This is a genomic window from Brevibacillus brevis, assembly GCF_001039275.2.
In the GTDB taxonomy this organism is placed as follows: domain Bacteria; phylum Bacillota; class Bacilli; order Brevibacillales; family Brevibacillaceae; genus Brevibacillus; species Brevibacillus brevis_C.
Genome location: NZ_CP030117.1, coordinates 5,686,045 through 5,709,991 on the forward strand (window position 1 = coordinate 5,686,045; position 23,947 = coordinate 5,709,991).

The window sequence follows — 23,947 nt, forward strand, 5'->3', positions numbered from 1 at the left end:
GCCTTCGGATATTGGGTATCAGCTCTTGTCAGCGCCGATTCTTATTGCCTCGCGCACATATGAACCGATCTGACGCAACGATGCTTGAGCAGACAGCTCGGCCGGCTGCAAATCGATATCATACTGCTGATTTACGGATGTGAGCATTTCGTTAAGAACGACCGCATCGACCCCGTATTCCTCCAGACGAGTATCCACACCAATTTCACCGAAATCCACTTGAAGCCATTCAGCGGCTAAACCGGATAAGTACGTCAGCACAGGATCGGCTGTCTCATCGACAGATACCGAAGAAGCTGCTACAGGATACTCCTGCTCCGATGCACTGCGCCTCTTTCGCTCCGATATCAGCCGTTGGATATTGGACGAGAGCTGTTCCGGATAGTTTGCAATCCATTCATCATGCTTCATATCAATTAGCGGATAAGGCTTTGTTGTTTTGATTAGCATCATTTGGTCAAACGGCCCAGCAAGGAGCGTCTCCAGTGCGTCCATCGCCTCTTCCGGCTCGATGGAGCCAACCCCTGCTTGTGCCATGCGCTTTTGGTAATGTTCCGAGGAAACGATGCCTGTTCCTCCCCAGTAGCCCCAGTTTATGACCTTCACTTTGCATGGCCATTCCATCGCCAGACGCTGTGCGAATGCATCTTTGAAGGTGCACCCTGCCGCGTAATTGCTCTGACCTCCTGGTTTTGCAAAAGAGTTCATGGAAGAGAAGAACAAGACGAAATCCAGTGGTTCCTTTCCGAATGCCTGTACGATCCGTACGCTCACATCCACCTTTGCCGTCAATCCCGCTGCGAACCGTTCCTCCGACATATTCGCCAAACTTTGATCCAAAAGCACAATTGCCGAGTGTATGACGCCATGGATCTGTCCGTAGCTGGATTTTATGCTCTCGTACGCCAGTTTCAGTGCCTTCCCGTCCTTTGCGTCTGCTTGGATGTAGCACGGAGACGGCCCCAGTTTTGACAGCCGATCGATCTTCTCCTGAATACCGGCGTCAATCTCCCGCCGGCCAATCCAGACGATGTTCGCCTGGTACTGGCGAATCATATATTCGCTCCATGCTTCTCCGATTCCGCCGGTTCCGCCGATTACCGCATAGACTCCTCCCTTCCGATAGGATGTACCTTCGGGTTTGGGGATCTGCGCCGGGATCATTTTCTGCCGGTACCACTCCCTGGACCGGTATGCCCATACGTCGCCCCGGTCATCAGGCGGCAATGCGATCAACTCTTCAATCGGCCAGGCATCCTCCCGCTCCAAATCGGCAAAGCTAACTGACCAGTTCGGATATTCCTTGGCCATCGAGCCGATAAGCCCATGCAGGCTTGCATGAGCCGGCTGAATCGTTTCCTTCTGGAATACCTGCACCGTTTGGAATGTGATGACGCTCCACTTTAACGGCTTTGCGCCATATCCAAGCATCAGCAGCACTTTGATGATCCGAAACAGGAACAGCACGCCTTCATGCTGCGCCGCAAGCATCGCATCCGATTCCGCTGACTCTATCGAATCGTCAGGCGCAATCCAAACAAAATGGCCGATCTCGCCGCACTGCCCCAGCTTTCGTGCCAATACTTCTAGGTCATCCTCCACCTGTAGCTCTACATCCTGCGCATTCGGAATAACCCGCCATATCTTGTCACGGCTCGCTGCCGAACCTCCAGCTATTACGGTTCGCAGTTTCGGAGCATCCGTTTTACGTGCAGCCGGTGTGATCGGGTCCCATAGCGGCACCATTAATCCCGCATATGCCTTTGACGCCTCCGGTTTTGCAGGAACTGAGACGCCGCCTGCGAACCCGCCCTCAAGCGGCCTTAGGACGAAGCCCTTGATGCTCACACAGACGCTGCCATCCTCATCGCATACATCAATACGGAGACGTTTAGCCTTTTTGCTGTCCTCCGCATCTTCCTGGCTTACAATCGCCCAAGCAGCAGAAGCGCACGGACGTATAATTTCGAGCTCTCTCAGCGTAAAAGGTAGCAAGGGCTTGTTACTTTCACCAACGGTCGTTTGTCCCGCATTTGAATAACTGTAAACCGCCGTCTGCAAAGCGGCGTCCATCATGCTCGGATGAAGAACAAAGTGATTTCGCGTATCGGAAATGGGTTCCGGCAGCAACAGCTTAGCGGCAATAAAGCCGTCCATTTGATATAGTTGCTCAATTCCTTGATGAGCCGGACCATAATGAAGACCCATCCCCCTCATACGTTCATAACAGACGAGCGATGGGACGGGGGTTCGCCCGGATTTTAAGAAATCTTGAATTTGCTGTTTCCTGGTAGCCGGATCAGCCGAACGAAACGAGACATAACCTTCGCAATGAAGAACACGATCTTGCTCTAATTCACCGGATACGCTGTACACTTGAAAGCTGCAGCTATCGTCATTTTGCACCGAAAGCGACACATGAACCTCAACGGAGCTATCCGTCACAATAACAGGCTGCGACCACACCACCCGATTCAGGACGATACGCTTACGCTCACCTAACCATTTTCTGCCGGCCTGTTCAGCCGCCTCGCGAACCATTTCCAAGTAAACGACACCTGGTAATACACGCTTCCCGGCGACGACATGATGAGCGAGAAAAAATTCCTCTCCTGTGAAAACCGAAGTGTAACGAACCCCAGCAAAGTCCGATGTGTTCCGATGCAGTACAGGATGAAGCTCACCTATACCTCCGCTGCCTGACGTCGGCACAATGGCAGATTCCGGAGTACTGCCCGTAATCCAGTATCGGTCTTTGGTAAAAGCATAGGCAGGCAGTCGAAGTCTGTTCAGGTCCATTCCTTCAAAGAGCGCCCATGCATCGAAGTCATAGCCCTTTACATACAGCTCTGCCAAAGCCGATATTTTCTCCCGATACTTTTGCGTATCATTCACACATTCACTGAGCTCCCGGATCAGTAGTCCTGCCAGCTCTTGAAAAAGCGCACTTTTGGTCTTTTCTATTTTGGATGCTTCTTGCTTCAAAAATTGCTGTGCTTCTTCCCTGTCGGACAGCAGCTCCTTTAAACGACCTTTAAGCTCCTCCACACTTTGAGCCGCGATAGCGGTACGAATGCCAAAATGCTGCTTGCGCAACAGCAAGGCGGCACTTAGGTCCGCGGCTTCGCACTCGCTTCCTTCGCTGTCCAACCATGCGACTAACGTCTCTAGCGATAGAAGAAGCGATTTTTCAGACTTTGCGGAAAAACAAAATAGATGGCATGGCAATCCATGCTGCGCCATCTTGCGAGACGGCCGCTGCGGCGCTTCCTCGATCAGCACATGCGCATTCGTCCCTCCGAAGCCGAACGAGCTTACGCCGGCTCTTCTCGGAAGCGGCTGTTGATTATGATCCAGAAGCGGCTCCCATTCCCGCGGCCGGTCCACCATATAGAAAGGAGTCCCGGTTAATTCAACCCGATGGTTCAACGTTTTGAAATTTTGTAATCCAGGGAGTGTTTTGTGCTTCATGGAAAGCAGCACTTTAATCACGCCCGCGATGCCTGCTGCGGATTCGGCATGCCCGATACTTGTTTTGGCTGAACCAATGCCGCAATAACGATGACTAAGCGGCTTATCCATCTCTGCTTCGAGTTTTTGAAACGCAAGCGTAAGGCCCTGAAACTCAATCGGATCGCCTTTAGGCGTCCCGGTGCCGTGTGCCTCCATATAATTCACCTGATCCGGCGTTAGACCCGCTTTGCGGAACGCCTCCTCGATGACTTCAGCCTGCGCCTGTGCATTCGGATAAGTTAAGGTGTGTGTCTTGCCGACATGATTCACTGCGCTTCCTTTAATGACGCCATAGATTAAATCGCCATCCTTTTCCGCCAGTGCCAAGGGCTTAAGCAAAATAAGACCGGCGCCTTCACTGCGGACATAGCCATCCGCGTTATCATCAAACGTTTTACAGGAGCCCGTAGGTGACAGCATGCCGGTTCTGGAAAATGAAATATGGCGGGTCGGAGTCAGGATCAAACTGACGCCACCCGCCAAAGCCATGCTGCATTCACCGGTCTGCAGCGATTGGACCGCCAAATGAATCGCTTGCAGCGAACTTGAGCATGAGCTGTCCACTGAAAGGCTGGGCCCTCTCAGATTCATAAAATGGGATATTCGATTCGCGATAACAGTAGCTGCGGTTCCCGTCGAATAATGAGCTTCAATAAGGCTGGAGGGCCTCTCCTGCAGTTCCTTGTAATCCAAGTTGAACACGCCGATATAGACCCCTGTCTTGCTGCCCGATAACGTTGACGGGACGATCCCGGCATCTTCAAGACACGACCAGGAAAGCTCAAGCATCATCCGCTGCTGCGGGTCCATCACCTCCGCCTCTCTGGCCGATATGCCGAAGAACGCGGCATCAAAAGCGTCTACATCGTCAATAAAGCCGCCCCATTTGCTGTTGGTCTTCGCATATTCAACTTTCGGATCTCCCCAATAGTCTCTCCAGTCCCACCGCTCCTTGGGAATTTCCCGGATGGATGAACGGCCCTCGATCAAATTGGACCAGTATTCATGATAATTCCGCGCTCCAGGTAGTCTGCAGGACATCCCGATGATTGCTATATCACCCATAACGTTCTCCTTCTCAGTCAATTGCCAACCAATTCGGAAATTCGGCGGTTCAACAGGGCTGCCGTTTCATTCAGCAGCATCTCGCCAATCTGATCGATATGACGGTTTCTCCAATGCTCCAGCTCCGTACCCAGCACCCACTGGTTAAATGCTCCGAGCGCAGGACCGCAATGAATTTGGTAATCTACCTTATGTTCCTTGCTGCCCGTCATCGCCAACCGCGTCGAATAGGAGAAATACCACTTGAATATAAGGGCCATTTTATGCTTCGGATTACGCTCCGCCTTCTCGATTTCGGCAGGAGCTTTGTGTGCTATCACTTCCTGATAGATTTCTTCAAAGGAGCGATGGAAAAACTTATCCTGAAGACGCTCCCTTGTCGCCTCGTCTATTTCTTCCAAGGCGTTGAAATGCCGGTACAGATCATACAATTTATTCGCTCTTGCGGGGAAAAACAGGCCCTTCTTTAAAACCTGTATCTTGGCGCCAATTTCAAACATATCGCCCGCCGGAGCATAATCGGTATCCTGCACATTCGCCTGCTGCAGAAGGTCTTTAGCGGCATCACTAGTCGCAGCCTCCACCGTACATTGGTTAATAGAACCAGTCACAAGGAAATCCGCACCTAGCAATATCGCGGCAGCCGCCGCCTCAGGAGTTCCGATCCCTCCGGCAGCACCTACGGAAATCTCGCTCGTATAACCATGTTCGCGTACCATGTCGTCACGCAGCCTGATCAACGTCGGCATGAGCACATACGCGCTGCCTTGATCGGTATGTCCGCCCGAATCCGCTTCGACGCACAGATCGTCGGCAACCGGCACCATTTGCAGCAAGCGACCTTCTTCCTGTGTGATTTTACCTTCTTGAACAAGCCTCTCAATGATCCGCTCCGGTGCCGGCCTTAGGAAATTAGATGCGACCTCCGGCCTGGAAACCTTGGCGATAATTTTATTTCGAATCTCCACCGTTCCGTCCGCTCTTCTTGTCAGTCCCTTCGCCCGATATTTAATTAGCGCAGGAGTCATCGTAATGAAGGAAGAAGCCTCTATTACGGTTATGCCGTACTTCAAGTAAAGATCTGCAACCGCTTCTTCGAGAGCCTGGTTATCCGGATGGTGAAGAAAATTCATTCCATAGGGCTCGCCGCTGCGTAATTGGCGCTGAATGTCCCGAATCGCTTCCTCGATTTGCGTAATCCTTAGTCCTCCGGAGCCAAAGAAACAGAGCATGCCGGCCTTTCCGGCTTTCACAACCATTTCAGCCGAGGCAATCCCCTTGTACATGGCTCCCAAAACATAGGCATATTTCAGACCATACCGTTCCTTGAATGCCGGGCTGCCAAGCGAAGCTGCAGTGATTGTCTTCCGGGCGCTGGGCATAAAGACCGATTCCCTGTCAACGATCGGCAGGTTGTTCTCGTTCTTTTGTTCGTTTGTGCTCGGCTCTTCCGGCGTTTCATCCTCTACGAATAACGGAGAGCTCGACTGCCTGATCTTCTCCGTCAACTTTGTAAGCACGTCCTTAGGCCCGACCTCCTCGAACAGCTCTACCTCTTTTCCCATTAAATAGCGAATGGTGTCCGTCCAATTGACGGAGCTTGTGATTTGCTCAGTCAAGTTGCGTTTGATTTCGTTGAACGGACAGGGACGGGCAGACACGTTTGCGATGACAGGGATAACAGGCTTGTTGAAGGTAAAGTTATTCAAAAATTGCTCGAATTCTTTCTTCGCTTCATTCATATACCGGGAATGGAATGCGCCGCTGACATTAAGCGGAATATACATCCCTGCCCCGGCCTGTTCAAAAATGCGCTGCGCCTCCATTATATGGTCTTTTCGCCCCGACAAGACGGTTTGCACGGGCGAATTATAATTGGCAACGTCGATTTCCAAGTGTCCATTCCGGCAAATAATGTCTTCAACCTCTTGCGCTTGCATGCCGATTACTGCCGCCATTCCTCCACCAGCAGCCAGGGCCATCAGCTCGCCCCGCTTCTTAACGAGACGCAGTCCGGTTTCGAAATCGAAAACCTCTGCCGCAAACAGGGCGTTATACTCGCCCAAGCTATGACCGGCTACAAAGTCGGGACGTCTGCCTGTTTCCTTTCTTTTCTTCATATACATCAGAGCATTGACCGTGTATAAAAGCGGTTGGGTAAAAGCTGTGTTGCCCAGCTGATGCTTCGGATCGTTCAGGCATAGCTCCTTTACCGAATAACCAAGAATGGCATCCGCCTTTGCAGTCAAATCCGGAAATTCATCAAAAAGCCCCTCCCCCATGCCAACGTGCTGCGAGCCTTGTCCTGGAAAAAGATATGCGATCATGCTTTTATCGTTCCCTCCCGTAATCGAGTCATTTGGTCGTGCAATCGTTCGCTTGAGCTCATTCATTTTCTCGAAGTCAAAACCGTATACCGTCAGAAGCACAGCGCTTTCAGAGCTTGAATCGTCCTTAAGAAGCCGTTTCGTGAAATTTGCTAGCACCCCCGAAGGGCTCAAATCCAAATAAACGGCCGGCTGTTCCCGCTCCATAGCAGTTACTGCTTCCCGAAACCTCATCGGCTGCCTGACCACATCCCAGAAGTATTCGTGTCTCACAGCTTCAACCAATTCTCCATACATGCCGGAACAAAAAGGAATGGCCGGTTTCTGAAGCGATAAAGTACGAAGATGACTGATAAACGCGTTTTCGGCAGGATCAATTTCCCTAGAATGGAACGCGTAGGAGACAGGAAGCCGAATGGAAGCAATACCTTTATCCCTCAAATGCGTATGAATGCCGTCCAAGCCCACATTACCGCCCGCGATCACAAAATGCCCATCGTAGTTAACTCCTGCCAGCTCGCTGTTGTGATGTAAGAGCGGGTTCTCCCGAAAGGTGCGCGGATCATCCAATACAGCCAGCATCCCCCCGCCTTCACAACTCATCTCAAAGATTTGAGCCTGTTTGATGACAGCAATGAGGGCCTGCTCCGGGTCCACAATATTGGAGACAGCGGCCGCGACAAATTCCCCGAGACTGCTACCCAGCACATAATCAGGAAAGATCCCGTGATGAAGCATTTCTTGTGCCAAGGCGTACTGCACCATAAAAAGAGCCGGATGAGTAAAAAGTGTGCGATCGAAGGATTCTGCTTTCGAATGTCGAGGGTCATAGAGCAACTGCATAATGGACCGCTCAACTAACGGTTCGGCAATTTGATCCAGCCGGGTCATCCATTTTTTGAATACATCTCCCTCGGCCAGGAGCGTCTCACCCATGTGATAATATTGGGAGCCTTGACCCGAGAACATAAACACGACTTTTTTCTCCATTGTCCCCTCCGTTTTACTATCGTCTCTCTTTCGAATCCGAGCCATAGCCTTGAGCATGACGCATTCGGAACGAAATGAATTGCGCGCGTTTCACAAGGTGAAAATAGATGTTGTTCTCCAATAAATACCAAAGTGGATATCCAGGCTCTTTCCCGTATGAATGTCCAGGATAGATTCTGGCGTAGATCGGCACGGTGTCTCGTATTTTTTGCAAGCTGTCGAACATATCATCCGGATTTCCGCCGGTTGTATCGCATCTGCCGCAGCCTTCGATAAATAGCGTATCTCCTGTTATCAAACAACCGGACAATAGATAACAGGCGCTTCCGGCTGTATGGCCCGGCGTAAGCATACAGGTAATCGTGGTGTTGCCCAGCGAAATGGTATCCAAATCGTTAACTGTATGTAAATTGGGCGCAGAAAACGCGTAATACCGCGCTTCCTTCTCTGATATGTACACATTGGGCCCATACCGCACACTTAGCAATTCCACAAGATTGACGTGATCAAAATGGGAATGAGTTAACAAAATGGCCTGCAGCTTCACGTCCAGCTCCTCGATCACCGTCAAAATTCGATCGATCTCCCAAGAAGGATCTACAAGAGCGGCCAGCTTTGTCGCTTTATCGACGATTAAATAATTGTAATTGGACAATTTATTGAGATAGCTGGTACAAATGGTATGGATCTGATAGGATTCGCTCATCGCAGCTACCTCTCCCTTCAAGAGCAAAACCCAAAACAAAATAGCCCCACTAAGTGGAGCTCTTCCTTCGAAGCCTAATTCTTTTCTATAAACACAACTTTTAATTTATAGTTGCTCTTCATTTACTGCAGCCGCAATCGAATGCCAGAAAATGATTTTGCATTTGCAAGGGATCTAAATGCCACTCGCTTTTGCGAGGGGCTACGATTGACCAGACGTAGCCGCCAGTCAGGTACGTTTTGGCGCTGTACTGCGGAAAATTCGTGAACGTACTCACATAAAACCCGCTGTAAGACTGAATCGTTTCGATCTCCAGCAATTCGAACGGGATGGTAAGTCCCGTACGAAGCACCTTTGATAGCGCCTCTTTGCTGGACCACAACAACGTTAACAAGAATGCTTTGTTGCTAATAACAGTTGCGCCGCTCTCCATCTCCGCCGCTGTCATTAGACTGGCCATTGTTTCGTTTCTTGACGGATTGATAGCTTCCACATCGATTCCCATTGGGCTTCCTTCGGGGAAAACAATAGCAGCTCCCATGCATTGGCAATGAGAAATGCTGACCGCTAATTTATCCGGGCTACCGGTATGAAGAACTGGCTGTCCGAAGACTCCCCGGCTAATGGTTATCTTTGTTAAATCAGACCGGCTCATCATTGTCGAAGCCGCTCGTTTGGCAGCTATTCTGCCTAGCACATAATTTCTCTTTCCGACATCATATTTCATTTTTCGATAATCTTCTATTTCGTCGAGGCCGAATATAAGCGGATCTATCCCAGGTTTCTTATCCTCGCTGATATGAACGAAGCTTAGTCCGGCGTTCATGATTAGATCAGGCCTATTCAACACGATGTATTTCTCGAACGAACGCCACTGCAAAGATGACCACCACCCAAAAATGGACATGACGAGACATTTCGCGGCTATATAGCAGCAAAAAAAATGGCATCGAATATTCAGAATCCAAAGCGAACTAACGTGCCGAAACAACGATTAGCTCGTGCCGTTTGGGACTATGTACAAAGATAGTTTAGTGAATTATAATATTTATATCCGTATTTTACCACAATTGTATTTTACCACAATTTCAAAAGTCGAATTTCAAATATTATGTCGATATTTCAAGAATTATGTGACATTTTCAACTTACATTCTATGAGGTGGGAATTGATGAATTGGTATGCCCTTTATGTAGAGACCGGATACGAAGAACGAGTGGCCAAATTTCTTTCGGATAAATTCTCTTCTCACCAATTAAGGGCCGTTGTACCGAAAAGAAGGCTTCCTGAACGAAAACAGGGTCTTATTACCCACCCTTTAAAAATTATGTTTCCGGGTTATCTACTCATTCAAACGAATTTGGACACGAAGACATACTACGACATTAAAGAAACACCCAGAATCTTCAGACTACTAAATAGCAATAAGCAGACAAGACAACGATCGGATGGTTTACTGGAAGTGTCCCAAATCCAGGAAGCAGAAATCCGTCCGATTTTAAAATTGCTGGACACAGACGGGGTGCTCGGATATTCAACCTTAATGATGACCGGCTCCAAAATTACCGTCAAGAAAGGTCCCCTTGCCGGAAAAGAAGGAATAATAAAGAAAGTGAACCGTCGAAAGAAAAGAGCCAAAATTGCAATTGACTTTCTGGGAGACGAGAGAATGATTGACGTTGGAATTGAAATATTGGAATAAATACTCATATAGCGATAAAAAGGGCTTATTGCGTACGATATTTCACCTGGCGAAAGAACTGCTGAATTGAAAAGTAATTTCGTCCCATCAATTATAAACTCCAAAATGTAAAAGAAACAATCTCTTCATGCTTCGAAATATAAAAATAACCCGACCTTCAGGTTGGGTTATTTCTTAAATCGCAGTAGTTGAATTTGCTTTACACTCATTATGAACACCTTGCTTCTAAAAGGCCGCCCTTATGCCCGAATATAAATAAAAAACTTTAAAGCATATGTTTGCCTAAAGTTTTTTAAAGCACAATCTTCCCGTTGCGGCAAATATATGATTTAAGTCATAACCCTCATCAGGTGGCTTCACTTTATGTATTTGGTGGAGGCGGGGGGATTCGAACCCCCGTCCGAAAACAGCGATACATGAGCATCTCCGAGCGCAGTCACTCATTTAAATTTCGGTATCGGATTCGCGGAGTGACGCGCTGACCCGTTACCTAGCCTGATTGATCTTCTTCCTTCGGCTCCAGGCGGAAGCCTCCGGCGTATCCCACTAAAGTTGAGCGCTAGTCACGCCACATGGGCGATGGAATGGTGGCGCCTTACTGGTTATTTTCTTATGAGTAAACATTATCTGGCCCAAATATATTCTTCTGATAGTTCTCCAAAAACTTGGTCTCCAAATAAAACAACCTCTCTTTTTCTATCTTTCGAAATTGTTACCACCCAGGCTGACCTATTGCTAGAAAGTAACTCATAATCGTAACCCACTCTAAAAAACCCTAATTCAAATGTGTGGAAAGAATTAACTGATACGAGGACACTTAATTCTTTGCTCCAATCGATATAACCTACTTTATTAGGGAGGAAAACTCTTACCATATCGTCACTTTCATTGTTAGTAGAATAACTTAGGAAAAATTCTGTCCTTATCTTTGTCTCCCCTGATAAGATCTCTAAAAGTTCTTTATCAGAGGTGTCAAAGAATTCATCTTTAAGTTCAAAAAATTTCTTCCCTGTTTTTTTTCCAATCGTTCTCTTATTATCTCGTTTTCTAGAATTTCTTCAAACCAATTTTCACTGATAGCTCTAGCAAATTGCAATATCACTTTGGAATCTAAACGATGATGATTATCTAATATTTCCATCCCTACACTCAGAACGAGATTTTTAAAGCTAACCTTTCTATAATAGTAAAAGAATGAATAATAAATTCGCATACTCGAGTTTGAATTAGCTAGTCTATTGATAATATGACTGGGTAACAAATTTGAGTTCAGTCCAGTTTTTATTATTACCCTTCTCCATAGCATTCCAGCATAACGATCAAATAGTTTATCTGTTGCCGTTCTATAAAACAGTCGCATTATAAAGTTAGGGACTAAATCTTTTACATTTAGAGTAATGTTCATTCACTACCTCCGCACATAATTTTGCATTCAAAGAAGTCTATATTTTTCATGCCAAATAGGTTTTTAGTCTGTTCCTCTGCTTGCTTCCGTCTGAATCTACATACATTAAACACGATACTCTAACATGAAGATTTACGAAAGGCAATCAACAATACTGATATTTGTTTACTAGCGTTAGAATTTAAATAAGCGACACCCTATTAACATTGGATGTCGCTTCGTGCTGTGGTAAGTTCATTTACTATTCTTTATTATATCAGAAATCCTATCATTATAAGTTGCTCTATGTTAGAAATTGGGTCTAATAATGTCGATCTTACCTTTCGAACATCTTCTCTCCACAAAAGTCCAGCACAACAAAAAAACCACCCTCATCAGGTGGCTTGGCTTATTATGTATTTGGTGGAGGCGGGGGGATTCGAACCCCCGTCCGAAAACAGCGATACATGAGCATCTCCGAGCGCAGTCACTCATTTAAATTTCGGTACCGGATTCGCGGAGTGACGCGCTGACCCGTTACCTAGCCTGATTCATCTTCTTCCTTCGGCTCCAGGCGGAAGCCTCCGGCGTATCCCACTAAAGTTGAGCGCTAGTCATGCCACATGGGCGATGGAATGGTAGCGCCTCACTGGTTATTAAGCAGCGAGAGAAAGTTGTTTGTTGCCAGTTAATGGCGTTCCGCGTTGTTGACGAGGTCCGCAGCCCCCCGGCTCGCTTCTCATGCTCTACCATCCCCGTCGAATCCAGAACGCCCCCAGGTAGGAGAGAAAAAGTCTAGGTGAAGAGCCATTAAATCCGCACCTAGACTATATTGTAACTAACAGTGTATTGGCTTGTTGTTGCTTATTAAATATAGCACAGGCGACAACCAAAACTCAACGTTGATTGCTACCAAGCCTGCCAGTGCAATCCAATCAGCCTTTTTGGCGTTCGCGCAGAGCACGCTCGATATCACGTGCAGACTCTTTTTTCTTGAGGTCTTCGCGCTTGTCGTAGTTCTTTTTCCCTTTGACAAGTGCGAGCTCGACCTTGGCCCAGCCGCCCTTCAAATAAATGCTGAGCGGGACCAGCGAGTACCCTCTTTCGCGAATCAGACCATTGAGCTTGAGGATTTCCAAGCGGCGCATCAGGAGCTTGCGAGTCCGCTCTGGCTCATGGTTAAAACGATTTCCCTGCTCGTACGGACTGATGTGCACATTGTACAGAAGCAATTCGCCATTGTGCACACGGGCGAAGCTGTCCTTGAGCTGGACACGCGCCGCACGCACGGACTTGATCTCCGTACCGGTCAGCTCAATGCCTGCCTCGTATACTTGCTCGATGTGGTAATCGTGGCGCGCTTTTCGGTTTTGGGCGATTGTCTTGGTTCCGGCCTTATCTTTTGACATGGAGATCACCTCACTTGTACGTACTGCGTTTCGTACCAGTTAGTCTAGCAAATTTTGCCCATTGTGGCAAGTCATTTACCCGGTAAATAGACATCCCCGAAAAGGGAAACGGATCGTTCCAAGTACTTTTCGGGGATTAAACAACTGTTTAACGGCGTTTCCGTTTCGCCTGACTGGCTACATTTTTGCGATTCTTTTTCTTGGACTTGACGAGATCTTCCCAGAATCCCTTCTGGCGTTTCGCTGGGGTATCCCCTTCTCCTGCACCAATTGGCAGCACTTCTTCACCGCTCGATGCTCTGCCCGATCCAGCACGACGAGGAGGTTTGTTCCCTTCCGCTTTGCGGCGATCCTTGTATTTCTGGCGGATTTCCGCCGGATGCTTTTTATCCTTTTGACGATCTGGTCTGTCAGGACGATCTGCACGGCCTGCGCGTGAACGATCTTGTTTGCCACGTGTCGGCTTACGATCTCCACCACGGCCATCTATTACACGAGGCGTACGCTCACGGCTGCCGCGGAAGCCAGCCTTTGGCATCCCGACGATTTCGAAGTCGATGGTGCGTTCATCCACGTTGACATTCGCTACACGTACCTCGACGACATCCCCGATCCGGTACTGCTTGCCTGTACGCTCACCGACCAACGCAAACATTTTCTCATGGTAATGATAGTAGTCGTCGGTCAAAAAGCTGACGTGCACCAAGCCTTCAATGGTATTAGGTAGCTCAACGAAAATCCCAAACGACGTAACGCTGGAGATGACGCCTTCGAATTCTTCTCCCACTCGCTCAAGCATGAACTCTGCTTTTTTCAGATCATCTGTTTCACGCTCGGCATCGACAGCCAACCGTTCACGCTGTGATGCATGCTCCGCGATTACTGGCATTTGCTCTGCCCAGTACCCCAGACGTTTTTCTGAAATTTGATTTCCCAGCTCGATCCATTCGCGAATGCGGCGATGGACGATCAGGTCAGGATAACGGCGAATCGGCGAAGTAAAATGGGTATAAAACTCCGTAGACAAGCCGTAATGCCCCAGACTTTCCGCGTCGTAGCGCGCTTGCTTCATCGAACGCAGCATGACGGTGCTGATAATAATTTCTTCCGGCGTTCCTTTTACCTCTTCCAGCAACTGCTGCAACGCGCGTGGATGGACAGAATTGCCCTTCCCGCGGATCGAGTAGCCAAAATTCGTGATGAACTCCATGAAGGCCATGAGCTTCTCAGCGTTCGGGTCTTCGTGAATCCGGTACATGAACGGCTGCTTCATCCAGTGAAAATGCTCGGCCACTGTTTCGTTGGCAGCGAGCATGAACTCCTCAATGATCTGCTCCGCAATCGATCTCGTACGAAAGCCGATTTCGGTAGGGGTTCCCTCTTCATCGACGTAAATTTTTGCTTCGCGGAAATCGAAGTCAATCGCACCGCGCTGCATCCGTTTTTTACGCAGCTTCAAGGCCAGCTCTTTCATATCCTCGAACATCGGGACGAGTCTGCTGTACTTTTCGGTCAAGGCTTCGTCCTTGTCTTCCAAAATACTGCGTACATCTGCATACGTCATGCGCTCATCTGTACGAATCACACTCAAAAAGATGTCGTACTTCACGGTGTTTCCGCTCGAGTCCATCTCCATATCGCAGGAAATCGTCAGTCGATCTACCTGCGGATTGAGACTGCATATGCCGTTGGACAAACGATGTGGCAGCATCGGGATAACGCGGTCAACTAAGTAGACGCTGGTTCCACGGCGATACGCTTCATTGTCCAGCTGAGACTTTTCACGAACATAGTAGCTGACATCAGCGATATGCACGCCGAGTCTTACGTTTCCATTTGGCAGCCTCTCCAAGGAAACGGCATCGTCTAAGTCTTTGGCATCCGCACCGTCGATCGTAACCATCATCCGCTCGCGCAAATCTCGACGACCGCTGATCTCCTCCTCGGAAATCTCATCTGGTGCTGCCTCAGCCTCTTCTAACACGTCATCTGGAAAAGCTTCCGGCAGGTTGAACTTGCGGATGATCGACAGGATATCGACACCCGGATCGTTCTTATGGCCGAGAATCTCGACGACCTCACCCTCAGGATTCACTCGTCCCTCTGGGTAACGAACAATGTTCACAACTACCTTATGACCATCTACGGCACCGTTATAGGCTTCTTTTGGGATAAAAATATCCTTGCCGAGCCGCTTTTCGTCGGGAATGACAAACGCGTAATACGTCTCGTCCTTGAACGTCCCTACTACCTGCTTCATTCCTCGTTCGACGATGCGAATAATTTGCCCTTCCAGACGATTGCCGCCCGCTTCCTTTTCCACACGAACCAGCACGGTATCCCCATGCAGCGCACCGTTCATATCATTCGCATGAACGTATACGTCCTCCATGCCCTGTGTTTCCGGGATCACAAATCCAAAGCCCTTTGGATGACTTTGCAGACGTCCACGTACCAGATTCATTTTTTCAGGCACGCCATACCGATTCGCTCTGGTGCGGATCACCTCTCCGCTCGCTTCCAGTGCATTCAGCGTTTTCACAAGCTCCTTGAACGTGGCAGAATCTTTGATTCCAAACGCTTCTTCCAGTTCCCTCACCGTCATCGGGTGATATGCTTGCTCTCGCATAAACGCGAGTATTTTTTCTTGGTCTTCCATTCACAAACCTCCTTTTTCGCGTGGCATTCCCGCGTTTCTCCATGACCATCCTATTATGTAGTATTCACCGTTCCCGCTTATCGCAATCGGAATAGAGAAAAAGACAGCAAGTTGCACTCGCTGTCTTTCGGCCGTTCGTCTATTACGCTCCTGATTTCAAGAAATACCCGAGCAAAATCGCAAAAATCATGAAGCCAACCGCAAATACAACGGTCAGTTTCCCTAAAAGTGCGTCAATCCCGCGGGCTTTTTGTTTGCCCATCAGTTGCTCTGCGCCGCCACCAATCGCTCCGGAAAGGCCGGCACTTTTTCCCGATTGCAGCAACACGACGATAATTAAGCCAATACTTGCGATCACAAGTAAAATTTTCGCAGCCAATGCCATTTTCATTCACCTCAAAACGTATTTCCAAGGCGGAAAAAACCAATACAACAACTTTATCACACTTGTCTGGTAACAGCAACCCGCTATCCCTTCCATTATAAGAGAAATTCTTTCAAATAATATTGACTGTTATAAGGTAGAATAAGAGCAACGTGTTTTTACGAAAAAATGGCAAATTGTGTACTTTCTTTGTCTTGTTTGATAGTCGCCTTGATATTGTCAAACTTTTGCCGTAAAATTACCATGAAACTTTATTATTTTGCTTTGGGAGGTCTTTGTCAGATGGCTGGGTCCAACAAAAAAGACATGAATCAAAACGATGTAATTGATTCCGCGAAGGCCTTTTTCACTTCGTTTGGTATCTTGTTTCTAGTTTTTCTCATTGCACTTGTAGGATCAATTATTTTTCCACCAAAACATGGGGAAGAGGCCAATGGTGGCGGCGCACCAACTGCACAAATTGACGCTGCTGCTGTATTCAAACAAAATTGCGCTTCCTGTCACGGTCAAAATCTCGAAGGCATTGCAGGTCCAAACCTGACGAAAATTGGAGCAACGCTCAGCGCTGACGACATTGCTAAAATCATCAAAGACGGTAAGGGCGGCATGCCTCCTGGAATGCTGAAGAAACAACCAGAAATTCAAGCGGTTTCACAGTGGCTGTCGGAGAAAAAATAAGTACATAGATAGCCTGTAAGAAAGAAACACCGAAGACTCGTCCTCTTCGGTGTTTTCCGCGTTAATGGGGAGGCTTTTACATATGACCATCAAGATTGAAGCTTTAGGGAAACAAATCCACTCTCCCACGAGTACATGGTTGTTCCGTGACATAAACGCGAGTATTGATGAACCTACGATAATTGGAATTCTGGGGAAATCGGGACAGGGAAAAAGCACCTTGCTTCGTATTTTGGGTCGCCTTCTACAACCTGACGCCGGTACGGTTTCCTTGGAGAATAAAGAAATGTCACTGTGGGACGCGAGAGCTTGGCGAATGAAAATCAGTTATGTGGCACAGCAAGCCGTCATGCTGCCCGGCAACGTGGAAGACAACCTGCGGACAGTGAGCAGCCTGCATCAGCGTCCTTTTGATAAGAAGCTCGCCTTAGGCTTGATGGAGCAGTTATATATGGAAGAGATCGATTGGTCAAAACCAGCCGCTCAACTATCTGGCGGAGAAAAGCAACGGCTCGCGCTCGTTCGCAGTCTGTTGCTCCAGCCACCTGTCCTGCTGCTGGATGAGGTCACCGCTTCACTCGATCCGAAAAGCAAGCAGGCTGCTGAGCGGCTCCTCGTCGATTTGCACCACCAAACGGGAACGACCTTAGTTTGGGTCACGCATGATTTAGAAGAAGCGCGAGTCGCTTGCAAGCGCATTTGGTTTATGGCCAACCACCTGCTCGCAGAAGACGCTGAATGTGAAGCATTTTTCCACTCGCCCCAATCCGTGGAAGCTCGTGAATTTTTGCAAGATGGTAATGTCCATGCTGCCCTAAGTGGGGTGCAGTGATGACGCATATGTTTACGGTTTCATACATGTGGCTACTCTTTGCCTATGCCTTTGTTTTCATCGCCCTCCTGCTCTCTGTTTGGCAGAAGCTCGGTTTGGAAAAAGACATTTTGATTGGCACCATTCGCTCTACCGTTCAATTGCTCGCGATCGGCTACGTCCTCCATTTTGTCTTTGCTGCCGATAGTGTCTGGTTTATTTTATTGATCATTCTCATGATGATCTGCGTCGCTTCGTGGAACGCTGCCAGCAGAGCGAAGCATTTATCGGGGATTTTTTGGCGGATCTCCCTTTCCCTTGCGATCACAGAGATCATCACCATGGGACTGTTGGTTATACTCGGGCTTGTCTCTCCTACGCCGCAGTACCTCATCCCGATGAGCGGCATGATTATTGGCAGCTCCATGATCGTCACGAGCCTTTTTCTCACGCATATGAACAGAGAAGTGGAAGCCTCTCGTGGGGAAATCGAGACACTGCTTTGTCTGGGAGCCACTACACGCCAAGCCGTACATGTGGTGTTGAAGCGCGCGGTCAAAGCGAGCATGATTCCTACCTTTGATACGATGAAAACAATCGGACTCGTCCAGTTGCCAGGAATGATGACCGGAATGATCGTCGCGGGTGCCAGTCCCATCGAGGCCGTACGCTATCAAATCCTCATTATGCTCAGCTTTAGCTCCTCCGCTGCTATTTCGGCGGTTCTGATTAGTATGCTCAGTTATCAGCTCTGGTTTACGCGGGACTCCATGCTCCACTCTTAAATACACACACTGTCGGACACAGCTTCCGGCAGTTTTTTTGTTTTTGTAATGAAATGCACCCTGAGTCGTCAAATTACAAGTAGAACGTACAAAAGGTGGTTCAGCTATGGACAAAAACGGTTTAATGGAGCAATGGTTCCTACGCTATGGCGATGATATTTTCAAATTTCTTATTTACTACACAGGAACCCGCGATGTAGAAGACCTCGTTCAGGATGTCTTTCTAAAAGCGCTTCGGTCTCTGGACGCATTCGAAGGCAGATCGCAACCGAAAACATGGCTATTGACGATCGCGAGGAATACCGCCATCGATCATAAACGAAAGCAACGTCTTCGTAATTGGCTGCCAGATAAATGGCTGGCGAGTGTAGAGACAGAAGAAAAAACACCGGAAGAAATTCTGCACGTACATGAGGAACAGCAAGCACTTTACCAGGCAATCCGTGAAGTAAAACCCGCTTTTCGCGAGGTGCTCATTTTGCGTGGAGTCAAGGGACTGTCCTCCAAGGAGACGGCTGAAATACTTGGGTGGTCCGAAAACAAAGTAAACGTGACACTGCACCGTGCGATGAAAGCTGTCAGGGAAATACTTGAGCGTGAGAAAAAGGAGATGATTGGCGATGCGATCTAATTCAGACCATGACTTACTAGCTAAATTGAAAGGGATGCCGGATATGAAAATGAGCGGAGAAAAAAATCACGAGATCGTTTCTGCTATTCGCCAAACAAATGTGAGTAAATCTCGGGGGAGTGCTTCTTTTCGTGGTTTCTCTGCACTTGGCAAGGGATTGGCCCTCTGCTCCGTACTTGCTGTGACCGTCTGGCTGGGAGCCTCACTCCTTACGAATCAACAACAGAGTACATTGCCAGACACCGTTGCGCCTATTGCTCCTGGCTCTCCTACTGCTTCTCCGGGACCGGCTCCAAACAACAGCGTAACCACACAGCCTACTCCGCAGTCAGAGGAGCTATTGTCACAGATTCTCTCAAATGCGAAAGAAGGCAGAGTCATCTGGCTTCCTTTCGCTCTGGAAAGAACGGGAGATGAAGTGGAGAAGGGCTGGGGAAAACCTGAGAAAACCTACACAGCAAATGGACTGATCTACTCCACTTACCCGAAAAAAGAAGTCGTGTTTGGCTACAACAAAGGCATGCAGATCGTAGACATGCACAGGACAGATTCACGTTTGCAGCAAATCAGCCTGTCTACCGTCGAAAAGAGCTGTGGAAAACCCGGGCGTATTAGCGAGTTTGGTAATCAAACGATTTACACCTACGATGTCACAAACAACTATCAGGTGAAATTCCACTTCCAAGGTACGAAAAGCACGAGCAAGGAAGACTTGATTCTTGCTGAATACCATCTGTATCACCCGCAAGGAAACAAAAATCTCATGCTGTATGGAGACAATGCCGAATTGTTGCAAAGCGTGCGTGATCTCGCCGGGAAAGGCCAAATCTTTGGCAGTCAGTATCGTTTAGAAAAGGATGTATTCGATGACGCAGAAAAACAACTGGGCAAACCGGATGTCGTCTCCTTCATCAATGGTATCACGTACAATACGTACCGGGATCTCAATCTAGTCTTCGCCTTTAACAAAGGAATGCAGATCGTGGATATTCGTTCCTATGACCCGCGCCTGCAAGCAATCACACTTGCCGAAGTGCGTGAAACACTTGGGGAGCCAACGAGCAAAACCACAACGGGCGGCCAAACCATCTACACCTACAAGGTAACCCCTGATTACGAATTGAAATTCATTTTCTCAGGCATCATGACCGATGATCCAAACACCCTTTACATTGATCACGTAAACATTTACTACCCACGAGGAACATTTAACAACATGGCGGGATAACCACACAAAAAAGACGGGAGCATTAGTCCCGTCTTTTCTCATTATTTACCGATGATGTAGCCTTCCAGCTCATCCAGTACTTTATTGGCAGCGATTACGCCACCGGAAGTATTCCAGATGGTGTCATCCACTTTGAATGCCTTGTTGTTTTTCACGACGTTCAGGTTTTTCCAGAGAGGATCGTTTGTCCACTCCTGCTCCAGCTTGGAAGCCTCGCCTTTGCCTGTTTCGTACGTGAAGTAGAACATGATGTCGCCGTCCATTTCTGGAATGCGCTCTTTGGTTACTTCTGCTGCGAATTCTTCTTTATCTTGGGAAGCTGGACGTGCCAGGCCAAGATCCTTGAAGATCGCGCCAGTGAAGGTGTCTTTGTAGTAGATGCGAACTTTACCAGGCATGAAGCGAACTACGGATACTTTCGTGTTCAGCTTGTCGCCGGCTTTAGCTTTGAAGTCTTCTACGCGCTTGTTCCAGTCAGCAAGGACCTTTTCGCCCTCAGCCTTTTTGTTTACTGCTTCTGCGAACAAGGAGAAGTTTGCTTTCCAGTCACCACGCGGCTCATCCACAAATACGGTTGGAGCGATTGCAGTCAATTGTTGATAAATTTTTTCGTGACGGAATTTCATCCCCAGAATCAGGTCAGGCTTCAGTGCCGCGATTGCTTCTAGGTTAGGTTGTCCTTCTGTACCGACGGATTTTGTCCCCTCAAGGAAGGACTTGGTGAAATCGTAGAATTGAGTAGGATCAATGGTCGAACCTACAGCCCCTACTGGCTTTACACCGAGAGCCATCAAGGTTTCTGTACCTTGGTTAGTCAACATAACGATACGTTCTGGTGTTCCTTTAATGGTTGTTTCACCCATTGCGTGTTTCACTGTGTAGCTTTGGCCGGAACCCTCGGAATTGCCAGTTGCTTGGTCAGCAGGCTTTTGTTCTGCTGGCTTTTGTTCGCTTGCTTGCGGTGCGCCACAACCTGTAACGATCAGCAAGAGCGCCATTAAGACAGCAAAGAAAGCTTTACCGCCTGCGGTCCGATATGTACGAGAAAACATGATGAAAGGACCCCTTTCCCTTTTCTATAATGAGAATTCATATCAATGACAGAGTCTATCCTACTCCCCTGCTTGTCAAAAGTCAATCATAAAATGATAATGACTATCAACGTCATTGACACTTCCTTTATGTAGCTCTACACTTAACTATGAAACCATCTAAGAAATAAGGATGTAGCCATCATGAATTCTTTTTTAGCTAGCAACTTTCGTAAAATTCTGGGAGTGGCATTCGCCCTTCTCCTCCTGACTTACCTCAGTTATGCCAGCCTTATCTTTGGCGTCATTGACACGAGTTGGCAAACTGCGATTGATGCCTACACGAATTTCAACGGCTCCAATGAACACATCGTCATTAAAGAAGTACGAGTACCGCGTGTGCTCAATGCGCTTACGGTCGGTTTCTGCCTCGGCTTGGCCGGAACACTGCTCCAATCCTTGACGAGAAACCCTGTTGCAGACGTTGAACTGTTCGGTCTTAATGCAGGTGCTTCTCTTTTTGTTGTGTTCGCCGTTACATTTGTCGGGATCAGCTCCTTGACCCAGTTTACGTGGATTTCCTTTTTAGGAGCCGCTGTAGCAGGTTTGATTGTCTACCTGCTCGGTTCATTCGGCAGAGATGGTCTTTCGCCTGTGAAGCTGGTTCTAGCGGGTGCAGCTATCACCGCTTTGGCTTCCTCGATCCGACACGGCATGATGGTCCTGAATGAAAAAGCTACTGACGAAGTGCTTTTCTGGCTGGCCGGTTCCGTTGGAGGCAGAAAGCTGGAGTATTTAGCCACTGTCTTTCCTTATATGATCATCGCCTGGATTGCTGCTTTTGTCCTCGCACGTCCGATTCAAACGTTGTTGATGGGCGATGACGTTGCAAAAGGTCTCGGTCAGCGCACATTATTGGTCAAATTCAGTGTTGGAATCGTCATTGTTCTCTTATCCGGTTGCGCGGTTGCTGTTGCTGGACCTATTGGTTTTGTCGGATTGGTTACCCCGCATCTGGCCCGCTATCTTGTCGGAATCGACACACGCTGGGTGCTTTTGTACAGCGGTCTGCTTGGTTCCATCCTGCTGCTGTTAGCAGACATCGGCGCTCGCTTTATCGCAATGCCTGCTGAAGTTCCTATTGGAGTAATGACAGCCCTGATCGGGATTCCGTTCTTCATCTATGTCGCACGCAAGGGGCTGGATAAATAATGAAAGACTACCTGTCTCTTCGCATCGGCAAGCGCTTTTCATCGTTTCAGCTACATAAAAAGACGATCTGGTTTTCGCTACTCGCCTTGCTGATCGTCATCGCAGTGGCGGTTGTCAGTCTCGGAATGGGTGAAATGAAAATCGCTCCACTCGATGTGGTAAAAGTTTTGTTGGGAATCGGTTCAGAAGAGAATGCTTTGATTGTGGAGCAATTTCGCCTGCCACGCATCGTCATTGCTATTCTGGTAGGTGCCGCACTCGCCGTTGCGGGTGCCATCATGCAGGGCCTCGTCCGCAATCCGCTGGCTTCACCGGATATTCTTGGGGTATCGGGGGGAGCATCTGTTTTTGCAGTCGGTTTCCTAATCCTATTTGAAACAGCGAGCATCAAGTGGCTTCCTCCCATCGCTTTTTTGGGAGCAACATTGACGACATTCCTGCTGTACGCCCTCTCTTGGAAAAAAGGAGTTACGCCGCTTCGTCTCGTCATGATCGGTGTTGGAATTAAAATCGCAGCGGGTGCCATTGTCACCATGCTGATCATGTTCAGTCCGTTTTTGCTGCAAAATAAGGCATTGCTCTGGCTGACCGGAAGCATCTACGGCGTTGCCTGGAACGACGTATTCATGATTTTGCCGTGGGTAGTCGGACTGATTCTCGCAGCGTGCTTGCTTGCAAGACGCGTGAACATTCAACAGCTCGGCGATGATCTGGCTACGAGTCTCGGCAGTTCCTTACAATTGGATCGCTTCCTCCTGCTCATGATTTGCGCGGCTTTGACGGGAACAGCCGTCTCTGTTGGAGGAGATATCAGCTTTGTGGCTTTGCTGGCCCCACACATTGCCAAGCAACTGATTGGTCCGTCCTTTGGCGGTGCCATGACACTTTCAGCTTTCTTGGGTGCCATTATCGTATTGCTTGCCGATTTGATTGCACGCATGGCTTTTTCACCAATCGAAGTGCCTGTAGGGGTATTCACCTCTGCCATCGGCGCTCCGTTTTTCATCTACTTGCTGTATAAAAACCGAAATCGCTAGGGAAGAACCTTGTCCTGCTGTGGTGGTGGGGAGGAAACAGGAGAAAACGCTCAGATTCTTGTCCCACCCGCTGAGGGATTCACTGCCCGACTCCATGCAAAAAGCGAAACCGCGTCCAAAGTAGTTCTTTCAGGATGTTTTTCCAGAGGTGGACGCTTAAGAGCGTGTTTCGCTTTTTGCATGGAGTCTCGGTCGGTGTACCAAAGATCTTCGCTTATTTCTCCTGTTTCCTCTACGAGCTTTCCATGTTAGTCCGATTTTAAAAGCCTTAAAAGAATGTGGAACATATTCCGTTACACCAGAGAAGAATATTTCCAGACGTAGCGACTTGTGGAGTCCTACCGAGCGGAGAAGGGATTCGCGGGCAAAAGAAACGCAAACCGTGCCCATACGA

The 23,947-nt window shown here is 48.3% G+C and carries 17 protein-coding genes and 2 other RNA genes; 8 read left to right on the forward strand and 11 right to left on the reverse strand.

Features of this window, described 5'->3' with window-relative positions:
- Positions 1 to 18: 18 nt before the first annotated feature.
- The 4 genes from AB432_RS27040 to AB432_RS27055 all read right to left on the reverse strand — a co-directional run bounded on the left by AB432_RS27040 (position 19) and on the right by AB432_RS27055 (position 9,481).
- On the reverse strand, positions 19 to 4,578 hold the full coding sequence (locus AB432_RS27040; protein ID WP_053079641.1) for a type I polyketide synthase: 4,560 nt from the start codon (positions 4,576 to 4,578) through the stop codon (positions 19 to 21).
- 17 nt (positions 4,579 to 4,595) lie between these two features.
- Positions 4,596 to 7,895, reverse strand: coding sequence for an ACP S-malonyltransferase (gene fabD, locus AB432_RS27045; protein ID WP_048034932.1), 3,300 nt, complete (start codon positions 7,893 to 7,895; stop codon positions 4,596 to 4,598).
- A gap of 16 nt (positions 7,896 to 7,911) precedes the next feature.
- Positions 7,912 to 8,601 (reverse strand): MBL fold metallo-hydrolase, encoded by a 690-nt coding sequence (locus AB432_RS27050; RefSeq protein ID WP_048035985.1) that lies wholly within the window; start codon positions 8,599 to 8,601, stop codon positions 7,912 to 7,914.
- Positions 8,602 to 8,719: 118 nt separating this feature from the next.
- Entirely contained in the window at positions 8,720 to 9,481 is a 762-nt protein-coding gene (locus AB432_RS27055; protein ID WP_053079642.1) for a 4'-phosphopantetheinyl transferase family protein, read from the reverse strand.
- A 291-nt stretch (positions 9,482 to 9,772) separates the two neighbouring features.
- Between AB432_RS27055 and loaP the strand changes: the two genes are divergently transcribed.
- A complete protein-coding gene (gene loaP / locus AB432_RS27060; protein WP_048034934.1) occupies positions 9,773 to 10,303 on the forward strand; it encodes an antiterminator LoaP in 531 nt (176 codons plus the stop codon).
- 370 nt (positions 10,304 to 10,673) lie between these two features.
- On the opposite strand, the gene ssrA (AB432_RS27065) is transcribed toward loaP, so the two are convergent.
- The 6 genes from ssrA (AB432_RS27065) to secG form a co-directional block, all read right to left on the reverse strand.
- Positions 10,674 to 10,977, reverse strand: a transfer-messenger RNA (tmRNA) gene (gene ssrA / locus AB432_RS27065).
- Positions 10,978 to 11,252: 275 nt separating this feature from the next.
- A complete protein-coding gene (locus AB432_RS27070; protein WP_048034935.1) occupies positions 11,253 to 11,708 on the reverse strand; it encodes a hypothetical protein in 456 nt (151 codons plus the stop codon).
- A gap of 400 nt (positions 11,709 to 12,108) precedes the next feature.
- Positions 12,109 to 12,464: a transfer-messenger RNA gene (gene ssrA / locus AB432_RS27075) on the reverse strand.
- 158 nt (positions 12,465 to 12,622) lie between these two features.
- Positions 12,623 to 13,096, reverse strand: a complete 474-nt coding sequence (gene smpB, locus AB432_RS27080; RefSeq protein ID WP_048034936.1) for an SsrA-binding protein SmpB — start codon at positions 13,094 to 13,096, stop codon at positions 12,623 to 12,625.
- Positions 13,097 to 13,244: 148 nt separating this feature from the next.
- Complete coding sequence (rnr, locus tag AB432_RS27085; RefSeq protein WP_048034937.1) at positions 13,245 to 15,755, reverse strand: ribonuclease R; 2,511 nt, start codon at positions 15,753 to 15,755, stop codon at positions 13,245 to 13,247.
- A 142-nt stretch (positions 15,756 to 15,897) separates the two neighbouring features.
- Complete coding sequence (gene secG / locus AB432_RS27090; RefSeq protein WP_007728789.1) at positions 15,898 to 16,140, reverse strand: preprotein translocase subunit SecG; 243 nt, start codon at positions 16,138 to 16,140, stop codon at positions 15,898 to 15,900.
- Between the two features lie 282 nt (positions 16,141 to 16,422).
- Here secG and AB432_RS27095 point away from each other — a divergent pair, with 282 nt between their 5' ends.
- From AB432_RS27095 to AB432_RS27115, 5 genes are all read left to right on the forward strand, one after another.
- Positions 16,423 to 16,818 (forward strand): YqzM family protein, encoded by a 396-nt coding sequence (locus tag AB432_RS27095; protein ID WP_007728788.1) that lies wholly within the window; start codon positions 16,423 to 16,425, stop codon positions 16,816 to 16,818.
- A gap of 82 nt (positions 16,819 to 16,900) precedes the next feature.
- Complete coding sequence (locus AB432_RS27100; RefSeq protein WP_048034938.1) at positions 16,901 to 17,650, forward strand: ABC transporter ATP-binding protein; 750 nt, start codon at positions 16,901 to 16,903, stop codon at positions 17,648 to 17,650.
- Positions 17,650 to 18,414: an ABC transporter permease gene (locus tag AB432_RS27105; RefSeq protein WP_048034939.1), complete on the forward strand. Its 765-nt coding sequence runs from the start codon at positions 17,650 to 17,652 to the stop codon at positions 18,412 to 18,414. Before AB432_RS27100 ends, AB432_RS27105 begins: the two co-directional genes overlap by 1 nt.
- 106 nt (positions 18,415 to 18,520) lie before the next feature.
- Positions 18,521 to 19,045: an RNA polymerase sigma factor gene (locus AB432_RS27110; RefSeq protein ID WP_048034940.1), complete on the forward strand. Its 525-nt coding sequence runs from the start codon at positions 18,521 to 18,523 to the stop codon at positions 19,043 to 19,045.
- The gene (locus AB432_RS27115; protein WP_048034941.1) at positions 19,035 to 20,273 is read left to right on the forward strand and encodes a YjgB family protein; all 1,239 of its coding nucleotides are present in this window, start codon (positions 19,035 to 19,037) and stop codon (positions 20,271 to 20,273) included. Before AB432_RS27110 ends, AB432_RS27115 begins: the two co-directional genes overlap by 11 nt.
- A 41-nt stretch (positions 20,274 to 20,314) precedes the next feature.
- On the opposite strand, the gene AB432_RS27120 is transcribed toward AB432_RS27115, so the two are convergent.
- On the reverse strand, positions 20,315 to 21,325 hold the full coding sequence (locus AB432_RS27120) for an ABC transporter substrate-binding protein (RefSeq protein WP_048034942.1): 1,011 nt from the start codon (positions 21,323 to 21,325) through the stop codon (positions 20,315 to 20,317).
- A gap of 183 nt (positions 21,326 to 21,508) precedes the next feature.
- Between AB432_RS27120 and AB432_RS27125 the strand changes: the two genes are divergently transcribed.
- Both AB432_RS27125 and AB432_RS27130 read left to right on the forward strand, forming a co-directional pair.
- Entirely contained in the window at positions 21,509 to 22,516 is a 1,008-nt protein-coding gene (locus AB432_RS27125) for a FecCD family ABC transporter permease (RefSeq protein WP_048034943.1), read from the forward strand.
- Positions 22,516 to 23,553, forward strand: coding sequence for a FecCD family ABC transporter permease (locus AB432_RS27130; protein ID WP_048034944.1), 1,038 nt, complete (start codon positions 22,516 to 22,518; stop codon positions 23,551 to 23,553). Before AB432_RS27125 ends, AB432_RS27130 begins: the two co-directional genes overlap by 1 nt.
- The last annotated feature ends 394 nt before the right edge of the window (positions 23,554 to 23,947 follow it).